Origin of the sequence: Streptomyces sp. NPDC005962, assembly GCF_040629205.1 — a bacterium.
Lineage (GTDB): Bacteria > Actinomycetota > Actinomycetes > Streptomycetales > Streptomycetaceae > Streptomyces.
Genome location: NZ_JBEXVE010000018.1, coordinates 91,326 through 107,031, shown reverse-complemented (window position 1 = coordinate 107,031; position 15,706 = coordinate 91,326). Strand labels below are relative to the sequence as shown.

General features: G+C 70.5%; 11 protein-coding genes. 8 read left to right on the top strand and 3 right to left on the bottom strand.

What is annotated here, in order from left to right:
• Positions 1-146: 146 nt before the first annotated feature.
• Positions 147-2,018: a glycoside hydrolase family 97 catalytic domain-containing protein gene (locus ABZ370_RS27185; protein ID WP_358625721.1), complete on the bottom strand. Its 1,872-nt coding sequence runs from the start codon at positions 2,016-2,018 to the stop codon at positions 147-149.
• Positions 2,019-2,179: 161 nt separating this feature from the next.
• Here ABZ370_RS27185 and ABZ370_RS27180 point away from each other — a divergent pair, with 161 nt between their 5' ends.
• From ABZ370_RS27180 to pssA, 8 genes are all read left to right on the top strand, one after another.
• Positions 2,180-5,056: a twin-arginine translocation signal domain-containing protein gene (locus ABZ370_RS27180; protein WP_358625719.1), complete on the top strand. Its 2,877-nt coding sequence runs from the start codon at positions 2,180-2,182 to the stop codon at positions 5,054-5,056.
• Between the two features lie 403 nt (positions 5,057-5,459).
• Positions 5,460-6,797, top strand: a complete 1,338-nt coding sequence (gene ccrA, locus ABZ370_RS27175; protein WP_358625717.1) for a crotonyl-CoA carboxylase/reductase — start codon at positions 5,460-5,462, stop codon at positions 6,795-6,797.
• Positions 6,797-8,815, top strand: coding sequence for a protein meaA (locus ABZ370_RS27170; protein WP_358625715.1), 2,019 nt, complete (start codon positions 6,797-6,799; stop codon positions 8,813-8,815). The genes ccrA and ABZ370_RS27170 overlap by 1 nt, the downstream gene beginning before the upstream one ends.
• Positions 8,812-9,798, top strand: a complete 987-nt coding sequence (locus tag ABZ370_RS27165) for a CoA ester lyase (protein ID WP_358625713.1) — start codon at positions 8,812-8,814, stop codon at positions 9,796-9,798. Before ABZ370_RS27170 ends, ABZ370_RS27165 begins: the two co-directional genes overlap by 4 nt.
• Positions 9,799-9,803: 5 nt before the next feature.
• Positions 9,804-10,310 (top strand): MaoC family dehydratase, encoded by a 507-nt coding sequence (locus ABZ370_RS27160; RefSeq protein ID WP_358625879.1) that lies wholly within the window; start codon positions 9,804-9,806, stop codon positions 10,308-10,310.
• A 1-nt stretch (position 10,311) separates the two neighbouring features.
• The gene (locus tag ABZ370_RS27155; protein ID WP_358625711.1) at positions 10,312-11,517 is read left to right on the top strand and encodes an acyl-CoA dehydrogenase family protein; all 1,206 of its coding nucleotides are present in this window, start codon (positions 10,312-10,314) and stop codon (positions 11,515-11,517) included.
• Between the two features lie 179 nt (positions 11,518-11,696).
• Entirely contained in the window at positions 11,697-12,344 is a 648-nt protein-coding gene (locus tag ABZ370_RS27150) for a phosphatidylserine decarboxylase (RefSeq protein WP_358625709.1), read from the top strand.
• Entirely contained in the window at positions 12,331-13,191 is an 861-nt protein-coding gene (gene pssA, locus ABZ370_RS27145; RefSeq protein WP_358625707.1) for a CDP-diacylglycerol--serine O-phosphatidyltransferase, read from the top strand. Before ABZ370_RS27150 ends, pssA begins: the two co-directional genes overlap by 14 nt.
• Before the next feature lie 73 nt (positions 13,192-13,264).
• Here pssA and ABZ370_RS27140 read toward each other — a convergent pair whose 3' ends face one another.
• Together ABZ370_RS27140 and ABZ370_RS27135 are read right to left on the bottom strand one after the other, a co-directional pair.
• The gene (locus ABZ370_RS27140) at positions 13,265-13,690 is read right to left on the bottom strand and encodes a hypothetical protein (RefSeq protein ID WP_358625705.1); all 426 of its coding nucleotides are present in this window, start codon (positions 13,688-13,690) and stop codon (positions 13,265-13,267) included.
• A gap of 670 nt (positions 13,691-14,360) precedes the next feature.
• The gene (locus ABZ370_RS27135; RefSeq protein WP_358625877.1) at positions 14,361-15,497 is read right to left on the bottom strand and encodes a glycerate kinase; all 1,137 of its coding nucleotides are present in this window, start codon (positions 15,495-15,497) and stop codon (positions 14,361-14,363) included.
• Positions 15,498-15,706 lie beyond the last annotated feature (209 nt).

Sequence of the window (15,706 nt, the reverse complement as noted above, 5' to 3'; positions counted from 1 at the left end):
GGGAACAAGCCCCCACCGCACCCGGGCCAGCCACACCACCCCCAGCCGGGGCCCGGGGTGCAACCCCAGGGGCCCGGGGACGTAAGCCCCCGGGCGGGGGCCGGGGGCGCGGTCCCCGGTTGCGGGGAGGGGCGGGGTGGGGGTTGCTAGGTCGTCGGGGTGAAGCGGACCGCGTAGCCGCCGTTCTTCGGGACCGCGATCGACAGGCGCGAGGCCGCCGTGACCTCTTGGGTTTCGGTGATGATCTTGCCGTCCGGGCCGTCCCGGTACACCTCCGCCCGCCACGTGCCAGAGCCCAGGAAGCGCAGCGGCTCGTCCAGAGTGCGGGCGTCGCCCGAGGTGATGGCGCCCAGGTACCAGTCGTCGCCGGAACGGCGGGCGAGGACGGCGCGGTCGCCGGGGTCGCCGTCGACGAGCTGAGTGTCGTCCCACACCGTGGGCAGCTCGTCCAGGAACTTCAGCGCCGCCGGGTGGGCGTCGTACGACTCGACGCTGTCGGCGAAGTGCTGGACCCCGGACTCGTACACCACGGACAGCGCCAGCTCGGCGGCGTCACTGGTGGGCCGCACACCGGTGAACGTCACGGGGGTGAAGTCCATGGGGCCGATGAGGTTCCGGGTGAAGGGCAGCGTCGTGTAGTGGGCGGCCGGGAAGGGCTGGCGGCCCGGCTTGGGGCGGGTGCCCTCGGCGCCCTTGACCGCCTCGACGCTCATCATCTGCGGCCAGGTCCGCTCCTGCCCGCGCGGAATCGTCGCGCCGTGGAAGTTCAGCATGAGCCGGTGCTTGGCGCTGTCCTTGAAGACGGCGTCGTACCACCGCATCCGGTCCTGCCCGTCCGACTCCAGGAAGTCGATCTTCAGCCCGACGATCCCCCAGGACTTGTACTGCGCGAACAGCTTGTCCCGCTCGCTCTGCTGGTCGATGGTCTGCCACCGCACCCAGGCCCAGATGCCGACGCCCTTCTCCTTGGCGTAGGCGGTCAGTTCGGGCATCCAGTCGTTGGACCAGCCGGAGTCGACCAGGACGTATTCCCAGCCCTCCCGGGCGGCGAAGTCGACGAACTTCTTCTGCGCGGCGAGGCTGGCCGGGCTGCTGCCATCCGACCACCACGACCAGGCGGCCTTGCCGGGCTTGATCCATGAGGTGTCGGCGACCTTCGACGGCGCGGCGAGGTCGGTCGGCAGGTCGCTTTCGGTGACGGTGGCGAGGTCGCCGATGACCATGGTCCGCCAGGGGGTGGTCAGCCCCGGGGCGCTGACCTCGGCGGGGTCGGGGAGGGTGAGGTGGAAGCGGTCGGTGGTGGCGTCGAGGGTGAGCCGGGAGCCGCCGTAGGAGCTGTTGAGGTCGGCCTCCTCGACCAGCATCCAGCTCTTGCCGATGTGGAAGAGCGACGGATAGCCGTAGTCGCCCGCCTTGGCGTCGGCGACGCTCCCGCGGTCATGGGCGGACTCGTAGTCGGAGCGCCCGTTGTCGTACGGCAGCAGATACGAATCGGCGGTCGGCGGTACGGCGAACTCCGAGGTCTCCCCCAGCACGGTGACGGTGTCCTTGCCGGGCAGCGCGTAGCGGTACGCCACCCCGTCCGCCGAGACGCGGACGATCACCTTCAGCGTCCGTCCGTCCTTGCGGAAGGTGAAGGTCGACTCGGAGGCATCGGAGGTGTGCCGGGTCCGGCGTCCGGTGGTGGTCGTGTAGGTCTCGTGGATGGCGCGGTCGCTGCGCCCCGCGAACCGCAAGCCCTTTCCGTAGTCGGTGTCGGCGGTGCGGATGCCGAGCGCGGAGGGCCGCAGGACGGTGGTGGAGCCGTGCCGGGCGGTGAGGGTGAGGCCGCCGTCGCGGGTCAGGTCGAGCTGCCCGCTGACCTGGCCCTTCCCGGCGGTCAGCCGCCAACTACGGCTGTCCGAGTCGTTCGAGCCGCCCGCCTGACCTGCGGCTTCGGCTTGGAGTGGTACGAGGGTGGCCACCACGCAGGCGATACCCGCCGCGGCTCTGGTGACCCTGGACCGAATGACGCGCATCGTTCCCTCCCACGGGACATGTGGCGATACAGAGGTGCCACAACAGACCAATACATCAGATCTATCTGGCGCCTTGACGCATCATTAGTCCCTTCCTACGCTCCCGTCTAGCCAAATCATCGGACCAATCTCGCTGTCTTTTCGGACGGAGCTGATCGACGATGGCAGTCAGCAGACGCGGTTTCCTGGGCCGGGTGGCCGTCGGCGCCGCCGCGGGATCGACGGCGGGGGCGGCCCTCCCCGCACCGGAGGCGGAGGCGGCCGAGAGCGGGCGTTCCGTGGTCCTGAGCGGCATGCGGACGGACTCCGAATGGCAGCGCTTTCTGTCCGCGCAGGACCTGATCTGGAAGCGGATGCCGCGCACCTGGTACGAGGGCCCGTTCCTCGGCAACGGCCTGCTCGGCTCGATGGTCTACCAGGAGCCCGGCGAGAACGCCCTGCGCTTCACCGTCCACCACGGCGAGGTCCAGGACCACCGCCCCACCCAGGGCGGCAGCGACTGGGGCGTGGCGCGGCTGCCGGTCGGCAATCTGCTGCTGCGCCCGGCCGGGAAGATCACCGGCGTCGATCTGCGCCTCAGCCTGTGGGACGCCGAGTTACACGGCACGATCACCACCGACAAGGGCCGTCTCACGCTGCGCGCGCTCATCCACAACGACCGGACGATGCTCCTCGCGACCGTCGAGGCGAGCGCGGGCGAGGAGGGGTTCCGCTGGGAGTTCCGCCCCTCCCCCGCCGTCAGCCCGCGCATCGTCCGCGAGGACCCGCCGAAGGGGTTCGAGCCCAACCCGGCGCCGGTCAGCCGCACCGAGGACGGGCTCGGCGTCACCGTCCAGTCCATGGTGGCGGGCGGGCAGACGGTGACCGCGCACAAGGAGCGCGGCGCGGGCCGGGAGCGTACGTACTACCTGTCCGTGGCGCATTCGCACCCGGGGACGGACGCCGAGGGCCGGGCCGTCACCACGGTCCGCAAGGCGTCCGCGCTGCCGGTCTCCAGCCTGCTGCGCTCCCACCGCGACTGGTGGCACCGCTTCTACCGCAAGAGCTTCCTGTCGGTCCCCGACGCGATGCTCCAGAGCTTCTACTGGATACAGCTCTACAAGCTCGCGTGCGCGGCCCGGGAGCACGCCCCCGTGATGGCCACCACCGGCCCGTGGGTGGAGCCGACGCCCTGGCCGGGGGTGTGGTGGAACCTCAACGTCCAGCTGGAGTACTGGCCGGTGCTGGGCTCCAACCACCTGGAGCTGGACGCGATTCCGCGCACCCTGGCCGAGAACACCGACGTCCTGATCGGCGCCCTCAAACCGGAGTACCGCGCCGACTCGGCCGGGCTGCGCCGCTCCACCGACGCGAATTGCGAGGACAACGGCACGGTGCCGGTCCCGGGCGTCGGCGACTCGGCGGAGGTCGGCAACCTGCCCTGGGCGCTGCACAACGTCTGGCTCCACTACCGGCACTCCATGGACCGGGGCCTGCTGGAGGACGTGCTCTATCCGCTGCTGCGCCGCTCCACCAACTACTACCTGCACTTCCTCACCGAACAGGCCGACGGCAGGCTCCATCTGCCGAAAACCTTCTCGCCCGAGTACGGCCCGGCCCCGGACTGCAACTACGACCTGGCGCTGCTGCGCTGGTCCTGCGGGGCCCTGCTGGAGACCGTCGAACTGCTCGGCAAGGACGATCCGCTGGCGCCCAAGTGGCGTGAGGTGCTGGACAAGCTCGTCCCGTACCCGGTGGACGAGAACGGCTTCATGGTCGGCACCGGCGTCCCGTTCGCCAAGTCGCACCGCCACTACTCGCACATGCTCTCCGTCTACCCGCTCTACCTGGTCAACTGGGACCAGAAGGAGAACCGCGACCTGATCACCCGCTCGCTGGAGCACTGGATCGGCTTCGAGGGCGCGCTGCGCGGCTACAGCTTCTCCGGCGCGGCCTCGATCTCGACCCAGATGGGCCGGGGCGACGACGCGCTGAAGTATCTGCGCGAGCTGGTGGCGCGCTTCATCCAGCCCAATACGCACTACTACGAGGCGGGCCCGGTGATCGAGACCCCGCTGTCGGGCGCGCAGGCGATGCACGACATGCTCTGCCAGAGCTGGGGCGGGATCATCCGGTTCTTCCCCGGGGTGCCCGGCGAGTGGCGGGACGTGGCGCTGCACGACTTCCGCACCGAGGGCGCGTTCCTGGTCAGCGCGGTGCGCAAGGGCGGCCGGACGCGGTGGGTGCGGATGCGGAGCCTGGCCGGGGAGCCGTGCCGGGTGCGGCATTCGCTGACCGGGCGGATCAAGGTCGCGGGGGTGCGCGGCCCGGCCCCGAAGTGGCGGGATCTGGGCGACGGCGTGATCGAGATCGACCTCGGCCGGGACGAGGAGGCGGTGGTCTACCCGGCCACGGGATCGCGCCCGGACTTCCACATCGCCCCGGTGAAGGTGTCGCAGCCCGCCGACCGGTGGGGGCTGCCGGAGCTGCCGCAGACGGGCCAGGTCACCCAGGTCGATCTGACCGGCGCCTTCGACAACGACGCCATCACCACCGAGATGTACTACGGCGACGGCGACTTCGACGGTACGGGGCGTACGTACCCGATGGCGCAGCTGCCGCAGACCGGGCAGACCGAGGACGACGGGATCACCTTCGCGTTCACCAACGGCAGCGAGGGCTCGAACAACAACGTGATCGCGGCGGGCCAGAAGGTCGCGGCCCCGGCGGGGAGTTACGCCAGGCTCCATGTGCTGGGCGCGGGCGACACCGGCAACGTCACGATCCCGGCTGTCGCCTCGTACGCGGACGGCTCGACCGCGACGGTGAAAGTCCAGCTCACGGCGTGGCTGTCGGGACCTGCGTACGGGGAGACCGAGGCGGTGCGGACCAGCCAGATCCACGCCCGGAGCGGACCGGTGGGCACGAAGGGGGCGATCTTCCACCAGGTGGTGGCGCTGGACCCGGCCAAGGAGCTGTCCTCGGTCACCCTGGCCGCCCCGGCATCGGGCACCGCCCGGGCCCACGTCTTCGCCCTCACCCTGGAAAAGAACGGCTAGGAAACCAGAACCACACAACCGAACACCATCCGCAACGGCCGCCCCTCCCGGGGCGGCCGTTTCTTGCTCATGCGTGCAGCCGAGATGACAACTGAGAGAATTTGTTGGCACTCAGTGTCTTGCGGGGTGGCACACCGTGCCATACCGTGAAGATGTCCGGGCGGCCGGCGCGCTGCACACCCCGCGCGTCGGCTGTCCCCGCAAGCCGCCTTGTGCGCCCGGACACCGCCTGCGTCACCAGGCGGGCTCACGGCGCTCACCCGCGCCCCAGGCCGAAGAACCTCCGCCGAACCGACGGCACAGCAGCCAGCCAGCAGCTTTCACAGCCAGCAGCTCTTCACCCCCGTCACGAGCCCAGCGTTCCCTCAGGCGTCCCCTCATGGACGCTTCGCCGGAGGCACCGATGAACGAGATACTTGACGCGATCCTCGCGTCGGACACGAGCCCCCAGGACTTCGCGGCCCTGCGCGTCCCCGAGTCGTACCGCGCGGTGACCGTGCGCAAGGACGAGGCCGACATGTTCGCGGGCCTCACCACCAAGGAGAAGGACCCCCGCAAGTCGCTGCACGTGGACGAGGTCCCGGTGCCCGAACTCGGCCCCGGCGAGGCCCTCGTCGCCGTGATGGCCAGCTCCGTCAACTACAACTCCGTGTGGACCTCGATCTTCGAGCCGCTGTCCACCTTCGCCTTCCTGGAGCGGTACGGCAAGCTCTCCCCGCTCGCCAAGCGGCACGATCTGCCGTACCACATCATCGGCTCCGACCTCGCGGGCGTCGTGCTGCGCACCGGCCCCGGCGTGAACGCCTGGAAGCCGGGCGCCGAGGTCGTCGCGCACTGCCTGTCGGTCGAGCTGGAGAGCGCCGACGGCCACGACGACACCATGCTCGACCCCGAGCAGCGCATCTGGGGCTTCGAGACCAACTTCGGCGGGCTCGCCGAGATCGCCCTCGTCAAGTCCAACCAGCTCATGCCCAAGCCGCGCCACCTGAGCTGGGAGGAGGCGGCCGCGCCGGGCCTGGTCAACTCGACCGCGTACCGGCAGCTCGTCTCCCGCAACGGCGCCGGGATGAAGCAGGGCGACAACGTGCTGATCTGGGGCGCGAGCGGTGGACTCGGCTCCTACGCCACCCAGTTCGCGCTGGCGGGCGGGGCGAACCCGGTCTGCGTCGTCTCCTCCCCGCAGAAGGCCGAGATCTGCCGGAAGATGGGGGCCAGGGCGATCATCGACCGCACCGCCGAGGACTACCGCTTCTGGCAGGACGAGCACACCCAGGACCCGCGCGAGTGGAAGCGGTTCGGCAAGAAGATCCGCGAACTGACCGGCGGCGAGGACGTGGACATCGTCTTCGAGCACCCGGGCCGGGAGACCTTCGGCGCCTCGGTGTACGTCACCCGCAAGGGCGGCACGATCGTCACCTGCGCGTCGACGTCCGGCTACACCCATGAGTACGACAACCGCTACCTGTGGATGTCGCTGAAGCGGATCGTCGGCTCGCACTTCGCCAACTACCGCGAGGCGTGGGAGGCCAACCGCCTCATCGCCAAGGGCAAGATCCACCCGACGCTGTCCAAGACATACCGCATGGACGAGACCGGCCAGGCCGCGTACGACGTCCACCGCAACCTCCACCAGGGCAAGGTCGGCGTGCTGTGCCTGGCCCCCGAGGAGGGTATGGGTGTGCGCGACCAGACGATGCGCGACCAGCACATCGACGCCATCAATCGCTTCAGGGACGTGTGATGAGTGGCGAACCCCGCCCCAAGGACCGCCCGTGGCTCATGCGGACGTACGCCGGGCACTCCACCGCCGAGGCGTCCAACGAGCTGTACCGGCGCAACCTGGCCAAGGGCCAGACCGGGCTGTCGGTCGCCTTCGACCTGCCCACCCAGACCGGCTACGACCCCGACCACATCCTCGCCCGGGGCGAGGTGGGCCGGGTCGGGGTCCCGGTCTCCCATCTGGGCGACATGCGGCGGCTGTTCCAGGACATCCCGCTGGAGCAGATGAACACCTCCATGACCATCAACGCCACCGCCATGTGGCTGCTGGCGCTGTACCAGGTGGTCGCGGAGGAGCACGGTGCCGACAGCGCCAAGCTCCAGGGGACGACGCAGAACGACATCGTCAAGGAGTACCTGTCGCGCGGGACGCATGTCTTCCCGCCGGGGCCGAGCCTGCGGCTGACCACCGACATGATCGCGTACACGGTCCACCACATCCCCAAGTGGAACCCGATCAACATCTGCAGCTACCACTTGCAGGAGGCCGGGGCCACTCCGGTGCAGGAGATCGCGTACGCCATGTCGACGGCGATCGCCGTCCTGGACGCGGTGTTCGCCTCCGGGCAGGTGCCGCAGGAGCGCAAGGGCGAGGTGGTGGCCCGGATCTCCTTCTTCGTGAACGCGGGCGTCCGGTTCATCGAAGAGATGTGCAAGATGCGCGCCTTCGGCCGCATCTGGGACCGGATCACCCGCGAGCGGTACGGCATCGAGAACTCCAAGCACCGCCGCTTCCGCTACGGCGTCCAGGTCAACTCGCTCGGGCTGACCGAGGCCCAGCCGGAGAACAACGTCCAGCGCATCGTGCTGGAGATGCTCGCCGTCACCCTCTCCAAGGACGCCCGCGCCCGCGCCGTCCAGCTGCCCGCCTGGAACGAGGCGCTGGGGCTGCCCCGGCCCTGGGACCAGCAGTGGTCGCTGCGCATCCAGCAGGTGCTGGCGCAGGAGAGCGATCTGCTGGAGTACGACGACATCTTCGCGGGCTCGCACGTCATCGAGGCCAAGGTCGCCGAGCTGACCGAGGAGACCGAGGCCGAGATCGAGCGCATCCAGGAGATGGGCGGGGCGATGGCCGCCGTCGAGTCCGGCTATCTCAAGGCCCAGCTGGTCGCCTCGCACGCCGCGCGGCGGGCGAGGATCGAGGCGGGCGAGGAGAAGATCGTCGGCGTCAACTGCTACGAAGGCACCGAGCCCAATCCGCTCACCGCCGACCTGGACACCGCGATCATGACGGTCGACCCGGCGAACGAGGCACGGGTGGTCTCCGCCCTGCACACCTGGCGTGAGCAGCGCGACGCCCACCGCGCCGACAGCGCCCTCTCGGCGCTGCGCAAGGCCGCCATGGGCACCGACAACCTGATGGCCGCGACGGTGGAGTGCGCCCGCGCCGGGGTCACCACCGGCGAGTGGTCCTGGGCGCTGCGCGATGTGTTCGGCGAGTTCCGGGCCCCCACCGGGGTCGGCGGGGCGCCGCTGGCCGTCACCGCGGAGGCGGGCAGCGCGCTCGCCGCCGTCCGCGAGAAGGTCGGGAAGACCGCGGCCGAGCTGGGCGGCGGGCGGCTGCGGCTGCTGGTCGGCAAGCCCGGCCTGGACGGGCACAGCAACGGCGCCGAGCAGATCGCCGTACGGGCCCGGGACGCCGGGTTCGAGGTGATCTACCAGGGCATCAGGCTCACCCCGGAGCAGATCGTCGCGGCGGCCGTCGCCGAGGACGTGCACTGCGTGGGCCTGTCGATCCTCTCCGGCTCGCACGCCGAGCTGGTGCCCGACGTCCTGGAGCGGCTGCGGCAGGCCGGGGCGCGGGACATTCCCGTCATCGTCGGCGGCATCATCCCGGCCGCGGACGCCGCCGCACTGCGCGCGGCGGGTGTCGCTGCCGTCTTCACCCCCAAGGACTTCGGTATCACGGAGATCATCGGCCGTATCGTCGACGAGATCCGTACCGCGAACACGCTTCCCGCACTGGAGGTTCCCGTATGACCGCCCCCGCCCCCGCGCCCGCCACCGCAGACCGAGTGCTGCGGCCGCGCCGCTCCTGCCTGGCCGTGCCCGGGTCCAATCCGCGCTTCCTGGAGAAGGCCCAGGGCCTCCCGGCCGACCAGGTGTTCCTGGACCTGGAGGACGCGTGCGCGCCACTGGCCAAGGAGGACGCCCGGCACTCCATCGTCAAGGCGCTGAACGAGGGCGACTGGACGGGCAAGACCCGGGTGGTGCGGGTCAACGACTGGACCACCCACTGGACGTACCGGGACGTCATCACGGTCGTCGAGGGCGCGGGCCCGAACCTGGACTGCGTCATGCTGCCGAAGGTGCAGGACGCCCAGCAGGTGCGGACGCTGGACCTGCTGCTCACCCAGATCGAGAAGACGATGGGCTTCGAGGTCGGCCGGATCGGCATCGAGGCGCAGATCGAGAACGCCAAGGGCCTGGTGAACGTCGACGAGATCGCCGGTGCCTCGCCCCGGCTGGAGACCATCGTCTTCGGCCCGGCCGACTTCATGGCGTCGATCAATATGAAGTCGCTGGTCGTGGGCGAGCAGCCGCCCGGCTACCCGGCGGACGCCTACCACTACATCCTGATGCGCATCCTGATGGCCGCCCGCACCCATGACCTCCAGGCCATCGACGGCCCGTACCTCCAGATCAAGAACGTGGACGGCTACCGCGAGGTGGCCGGGCGCGCGGCGGCGCTCGGCTTCGACGGCAAATGGGTGCTGCACCCGGGTCAGGTGGAGGCGGCGAACGAGGTCTTCTCGCCGTCGCAGGAGGACTACGACCACGCCGAGCTGATCCTCGACGCGTACGAGTACTGCACGTCCGAGGCCGGCGGCATGAAGGGCTCGGCGATGCTGGGCGACGAGATGATCGACGAGGCCAGCCGCAAGATGGCGCTGGTCGTCGCGGGCAAGGGCCGCGCGGCCGGAATGACCCGGACGTCCACCTTCGAGCCCCCGGAGGCGTGAGCACGATGCAGTTCGGCCGCACTTACGAAGAGTTCACGGTGGGCGACATCTACCGGCACTGGCCGGGAAAGACGGTTACCGAGTACGACGACCATCTCTTCTGTCTGCTCACCATGAATCATCACCCGCTGCACATGGACAGCAACTATGCCGAGAAGACGACCGATTTCGGCAAAAACGTCGTCGTCGGGAACTACATCTACTCCCTGCTGCTCGGCATGTCGGTCCCGGACGTCTCCGGAAAGGCCATCGCCAACCTGGAGGTCGAGTCGCTGAAGCACGTCGCGCCGACGTTCCATGGCGACACCATCTACGGCGAGACCGCGGTGCTGGACAAGACGCCGTCGAAGTCCAAATCCGACCGCGGAATCGTGCATGTGGAGACGAAGGGCTACAAGCAGGACGGCACTCTCGTATGCGTCTTCCGGCGGAAGGTGATGGTGCCTACCGCCACGTACATCAAGGAGCGGGGCGGCGAGCAGCCGGGCCGCCCGGAGCTGGGAGGGCAGTGATATGGGCCGTCTGGCGCAGACCGAGGGGCTGACCGACATCCAGCGGGAGATCCTCTCCACGGTCAGGGAGTTTGTCGACAAGGAGATCCTGCCGGTCGCCAGCGAACTGGAGCACCGCGACGAATATCCGACCCGGATCGTCGAGGGCCTGAAGGAGCTGGGGCTCTTCGGGCTGATGATCCCGGAGGAATACGGCGGCCTGGGCGAGTCACTGCTCACTTACGCACTGTGCGTGGAGGAGATCGCCCGCGGCTGGATGAGCGTCTCCGGCATCATCAACACCCACTTCATCGTGGCGTACATGCTGAAGCAGCACGGCACCCAGGAGCAGAAGGACTATTTCCTGCCCAAGATGGCACTCGGGGAGACCCGCGGTGCCTTCTCGATGTCGGAGCCGGCGCTGGGCTCGGATGTGTCGGCGATCAGCAGCAAGGCGGTGCCGGACGGTGACGAGTACGTGCTGACCGGCCAGAAGATGTGGCTGACCAACGGCGGTACGTCCACGCTGGTGGCGGTCCTGTGCCGGACCGGGGAAGGCGCCGGGGAGGGCACCGCCCCGCACAAGTCCATGACCACCTTCCTGGTCGAGAAGGAGCCGGGCTTCGGCGAGGTCCGGCCCGGTCTGACCATTCCCGGCAAGATCGAGAAGATGGGCTACAAGGGGGTCGACACCACCGAGCTCATCATGGACGGACTGCGCATTCCGGCCGATCGGGTGCTCGGCGGAACGACCAACCGGGGTTTTTACCAAATGATGGACGGCGTGGAGGTCGGCCGGGTCAATGTGGCCGCGCGCGGCTGTGGCGTGGCACAACGCGCATTCGAGCTGGGCGTCGCGTACGCACAGCAGCGGCATACCTTCGGTAAGCCGATCGCCCAGCATCAAGCCATCCAGTTCAAACTGGCCGAAATGGGAACAAAGGTCGAGGCGGCGCATGCGATGATGGTCAATGCGGCCCGCAAGAAGGACGCGGGTGCGCGCAACGACCTCGAAGCGGGAATGGCGAAGTACCTGGCGTCGGAGTACTGCAAAGAGGTCGTGGAGGACGCCTTCCGCATCCACGGCGGGTACGGCTTCTCCAAGGAATACGAGATCGAGCGTCTCTACCGCGAGGCACCGATGCTCCTCATCGGCGAAGGTACCGCCGAGATTCAGAAAATGATTATTGGACGACGACTGCTGGAGGATTACCGAACCCAAGGCTGATGTCCCTTTTGGGGTGGTATCCGAGAGAAGAAGGTCACACCGCGCCATGGGTCTTCGGCCACTCACCGGCCACCGACAGGCCCTGGCGCTTGCCCAGTTACCGCTCGCAACCGATACCATCCGGGAAAGCCGCCGTCCCCAGTCTTGCGTCGCGGCATCCTCCGCTACGAAGGTCATCCATGCCCCACAGCCAATCCTCTGCACAACGCGGCCGCGTCCGCCTCGCGCGCGGAGCATCGCCGTGGCTCCTCCCGACCGTCGCCACGGCGGCGGTCAGCCTCACCCGCGCCCGTCGCTCAGGACGCTGGGCGGCAGTCGCCGTGCCCGCCACCGCACTCGCGGCGGGCATGCTGTGGTTTTTCCGTGACCCCGAGAGAGAGATCTCTCAGGGCCGCGTCATCTCACCGGCCGACGGCGTGGTGCAGAGCATCATGCCGTGGAAGGACGGGCGTACCCGCGTCGCGATCTTCATGAGCCCGCTCAACGTCCATGTGAACCGTGCTCCGCTGGCCGCCACCGTGGCCTCCGTCGAGCACATCCCGGGCGGCTTCGTTCCCGCGTTCAACAAGGAGAGCGAGAACAACGAGCGGGTCGTCTGGCACTTCGACACCGAGCTGGGCGACATCGAGATGGTCCAGATCGCGGGCGCGGTCGCCCGCCGAATCGTTCCGTACGTGCCGCAGGGCACCAAGGTCGAACAGGGTGAGCGGATCGGTCTCATCCGCTTCGGCTCGCGCGTGGACGTCTACCTCCCCGAGGGCGTCGATGTCGCGGTCGAGGTCGGCCAGCCGACCACCGCGGGGGTGACTCGCCTTGACCGTGATTGATCCCGATACCCAGGCCGCCTGGGTGCCCGAGGCCGACGTGGACGGCGTCGACGAGACGGACGACATGCCACTGTCGACCCGGCTGTCGATAGCGGACACCCTGACCCTCGGCAACGCCACCTGTGGCTTCCTGGCGGTCTACTTCACCACCACCGGCGTCCTCATCCCGCACCTCACGGGCAGCGAGGACGGCGGTATGACCCGCCACAGCGCCGCCTCCGCGGTCATGCTGATGCTGCTGGCGTCCGTCTTCGACCTCTTCGACGGCCTCGTCGCACGGAAGCTGCGCAGCTCGGCCATGGGCGCGGAGCTGGACAACCTCTCCGACCTGGTCAGCTTCGGGCTCGCCCCGGCGTACTTCGTCCTCGTCTGGGGCATGGTCGCCGACGACGCCTACCAGCGGGTCTCGGTGGTGGGCGCGATCGTGGTGCTCCTCGCCGTCGTCCTCCGGCTGGCCAGATTCTCCTGCGTCACCCTGCGCGACGGCGTCTTCCAGGGCATGCCGAGCCCCTTCGGCGCGCTCACGGTCGTCTCGGTCGTCCTGCTGGGCCTGCCCTTCGTGCCGACCCTGCTGGCGATCATCGGTGTGGCGTGGCTGATGGTGAGCCGCGTCGAGTACCCCAAGCCGCGCGGCCGCCTCGCCGTGGCCATGCTCGGCTGGATCGTCACCAGCATGGCCCTGCTGGCCGCCTGGGCCTTCGAGGCCCCCGGCGGCGAGCTCCTGCTCCAGTCGGCGTGCGCCCTCCAGGTCGTCATGGGCGCGGTGATCCCCCTCTTCGCCACCGCCCGCCGAGTCAACGCCTTCCGCGACAACCGCCGCGAGGCGCGGGCGGCCCAGATCCCCTAGGGCCCGCCCACGGACACCGTCCGACACGCCGCGGGGCCCGAGCACACCGCTCGGGCCCCGCGGCGTTCGGCGTTTACGACCGCGGCGCGCCGCTCACGTCCTTAAGCCCGCGGGCCTCGACCAGCCGACGGTCCAGCTCGGCATCCAGGTCAGCCACCTCGGCCTCGCCGGGGTCGTAGCCGTTCCATGCCCGCAGGGCCGCGCGGACCTCCCCGGCCCGGCCAGGACGCTCGCTCGCCGTCGGCAGTGAGGCGGCATGCCGGGCGAGGTAGTCGCCGAGGGCCAGCCCCTCGGCTCCCGCCGCCTCGGCAAGCCGGTCGCGTACCTCTGCGGTGACGCGGATGATGACGTCGGACACGGCCACACCTCCCTTTCGCCGCAGCAGCGTACGGCTGCGCACCGACATCGGCCCGCCGTCCCGGCCGGGCCGCCGCGCGCAGACCCCCGCGACGGCCCAGGCGGCCAGGCCCAGGGCGAGGTCGAGGCACCGCCTCGGCACGCGCCGACGCGTTTGGGGCACAGCCTCCGCCGAAGCCGGGTCACACGCCACGGCAGACCCGGTGGGACGGCGCAGCCCAGCGGACACAGCCCCGGCACGAGCCCGCCAGCCCGGCAGAGGCCAGGGGCACAGCCCCGCCGGAGGCCCGGACCGGGCCCTGGGGCGCAACCCTGCCGGGGCTCCAGGGCACAGCCCCGGCAGGGCCCCGGAGCTGAGGCCCCGTCGAGACCCGGGGGCCGCGCTGAGGCAGGGGCGCAGTCCCGGTGGGGGTCCGGGGGGGCGCAACCCCACCGGGGTCCGGGGACGCAGCCCCGCCAGAGGCCCAGGGATGCGACGGCCCGGGGCCGGGGCACAGCCCCGACGGGGGCCGGGGGCTTGCCCCCGGTTCGGGAAGGGGCGGGGCGGGGAACAAGCCCCCGCGTCATGCCAGGCCAGCCCGCCACCAGGCCCTCCGCAACCTGTGCACTTGTGCGGCCAGGGCGCAGCCCCGAGCCGGGGCCAACGGGGCCCGGGGCGCAGCCCCGGTGGAGGGCCGGGGGCTTGCCCCGGTTCGGGAAGGGGCGGGGCGGGGAACAAGCCCCGGTGTCCACTCGGCGGCAGGACGGGGACGTCCGGCGCCGAGTGCTTCGCGACGGGTGACACCCCCCGACCCGGGGCGGGAGTCGCGGGGTCAGCCCAGGAAGTCCGTCGCCAGGCGTTCGGCCGCGCGTTCCAGGAGGGGGCCCGCGTGCGCGATGCAGCGGGCCGGGTCCGGCTCCAGGTCCGTCAGGGGGTACGCGCGGCGGATACCGGCGCCGCCGAGGGCCGCCGGGGAGAGCGCGAGGCGGCCGCAGACCGCGACCACCTCGATGCCCCGCGCCCGTGCCGCCGCCGCGACGCCCGCCGGGGCCTTGCCGTGCAGGGTCTGCTCGTCCAGCGAGCCCTCCCCCGTGATCACCAGGTCGGCGCCCTCCAGGGCGGCGGCGAAGCCCAGGACGTCCAGCATCACCTCGATCCCGGGGCGGAACACCGCGCCGAGGCCCAGCAGCGCGCCGAAGCCGATGCCGCCCGCCGCGCCCGCGCCGGGCGCGGCCGCGTACTCGGCGGCCCGCGCACCCACGGCGCGCTCCAGGACGCGTACGTACGTGGCGAGGGCGGCGTCCAGAGCCGCCACATCGGCCTCGCTCGCGCCCTTCTGCGGGCCGTAGATCGCCGCCGCGCCCTTCGGCCCGGTCAGCGGATTGTCGACATCGCTGGCCAGCACGAGCTCCACCGGCCCGAGCCGCGGGTCGAGGCCGGACAGATCCGCCGTGGCCAGTTCGCCCAGCGCGCCGCCGCCCGGCGCGACGGGCGTGCCGTCGGCGCGCAGGAAGCGCGCGCCGAGCGCGCTCAGCATTCCGGCGCCGCCATCGGTCGTGGCGCTGCCGCCGACGCCGAAGACGATCGTGCGGGCGCCCGCGTCGAGCGCCGCCCGCAGCAGCTCGCCGCTGCCGTACGTGGTGGCGTCGAGCGGCGCGAAGACCCCGTCCGGGAGGTGCCGCAGCCCGGATGCCTCGGCCATCTCCACCACGGCCGTGCCGTCGTCGCGCAGCGCGTACGCCGCCGTGACCGGGTCGCCCAGCGGCCCGGTCACCCGCGCCTCGCGCCGTTCGAACCCGGCCGCGACCGCCGCGTCCACCGTGCCGTCCCCGCCGTCGGCGACCGGGAGCGCGTCGATACGGAGCAGATCGGCCCCGCCGGACCAGCCGCGCCGCAGCCCGGCAGTCACCCGTTCGGCCACCTCGACGGCGGTGAGGGAGCCTTTGAACTTGTCGGCGGCGATCAGCACCCGCTTCGGGGGCGTCGCCTGCCCCTGCGCCCACGTCTTCACTTCTGCCGCCGCCTCGGCCTTCGCCGCGTCCGTCACCCTGGTACCCCTTGCTTTCGCACAGGCAGTCGAAGCCGTTGTGACCTTATCCGCTGGAACGGCCACCCGGTACACCCACATCATCCGGGTACATCTGACACCTGGGCCACAGCGGGAGTGCAGGCGGCCCC

Bases quoted from the DNA above. Each gene is read 5' to 3' on its own strand.
- ABZ370_RS27170 (WP_358625715.1), top strand. From the start codon at position 6,797: ATGAGTGGCGAACCCCGCCCCAAGGACCGCCCGTGGCTCATGCGGACG.
- ABZ370_RS27155 (WP_358625711.1), top strand. From the start codon at position 10,312: ATGGGCCGTCTGGCGCAGACCGAGGGGCTGACCGACATCCAGCGGGAG.
- ABZ370_RS27165 (WP_358625713.1), top strand. From the start codon at position 8,812: ATGACCGCCCCCGCCCCCGCGCCCGCCACCGCAGACCGAGTGCTGCGG.
- ccrA (WP_358625717.1), top strand. From the start codon at position 5,460: ATGAACGAGATACTTGACGCGATCCTCGCGTCGGACACGAGCCCCCAG.
- ABZ370_RS27185 (WP_358625721.1), bottom strand. From the start codon at position 2,018: ATGCGCGTCATTCGGTCCAGGGTCACCAGAGCCGCGGCGGGTATCGCC.
- ABZ370_RS27160 (WP_358625879.1), top strand. From the start codon at position 9,804: ATGCAGTTCGGCCGCACTTACGAAGAGTTCACGGTGGGCGACATCTAC.
- ABZ370_RS27150 (WP_358625709.1), top strand. From the start codon at position 11,697: ATGCCCCACAGCCAATCCTCTGCACAACGCGGCCGCGTCCGCCTCGCG.
- ABZ370_RS27180 (WP_358625719.1), top strand. From the start codon at position 2,180: ATGGCAGTCAGCAGACGCGGTTTCCTGGGCCGGGTGGCCGTCGGCGCC.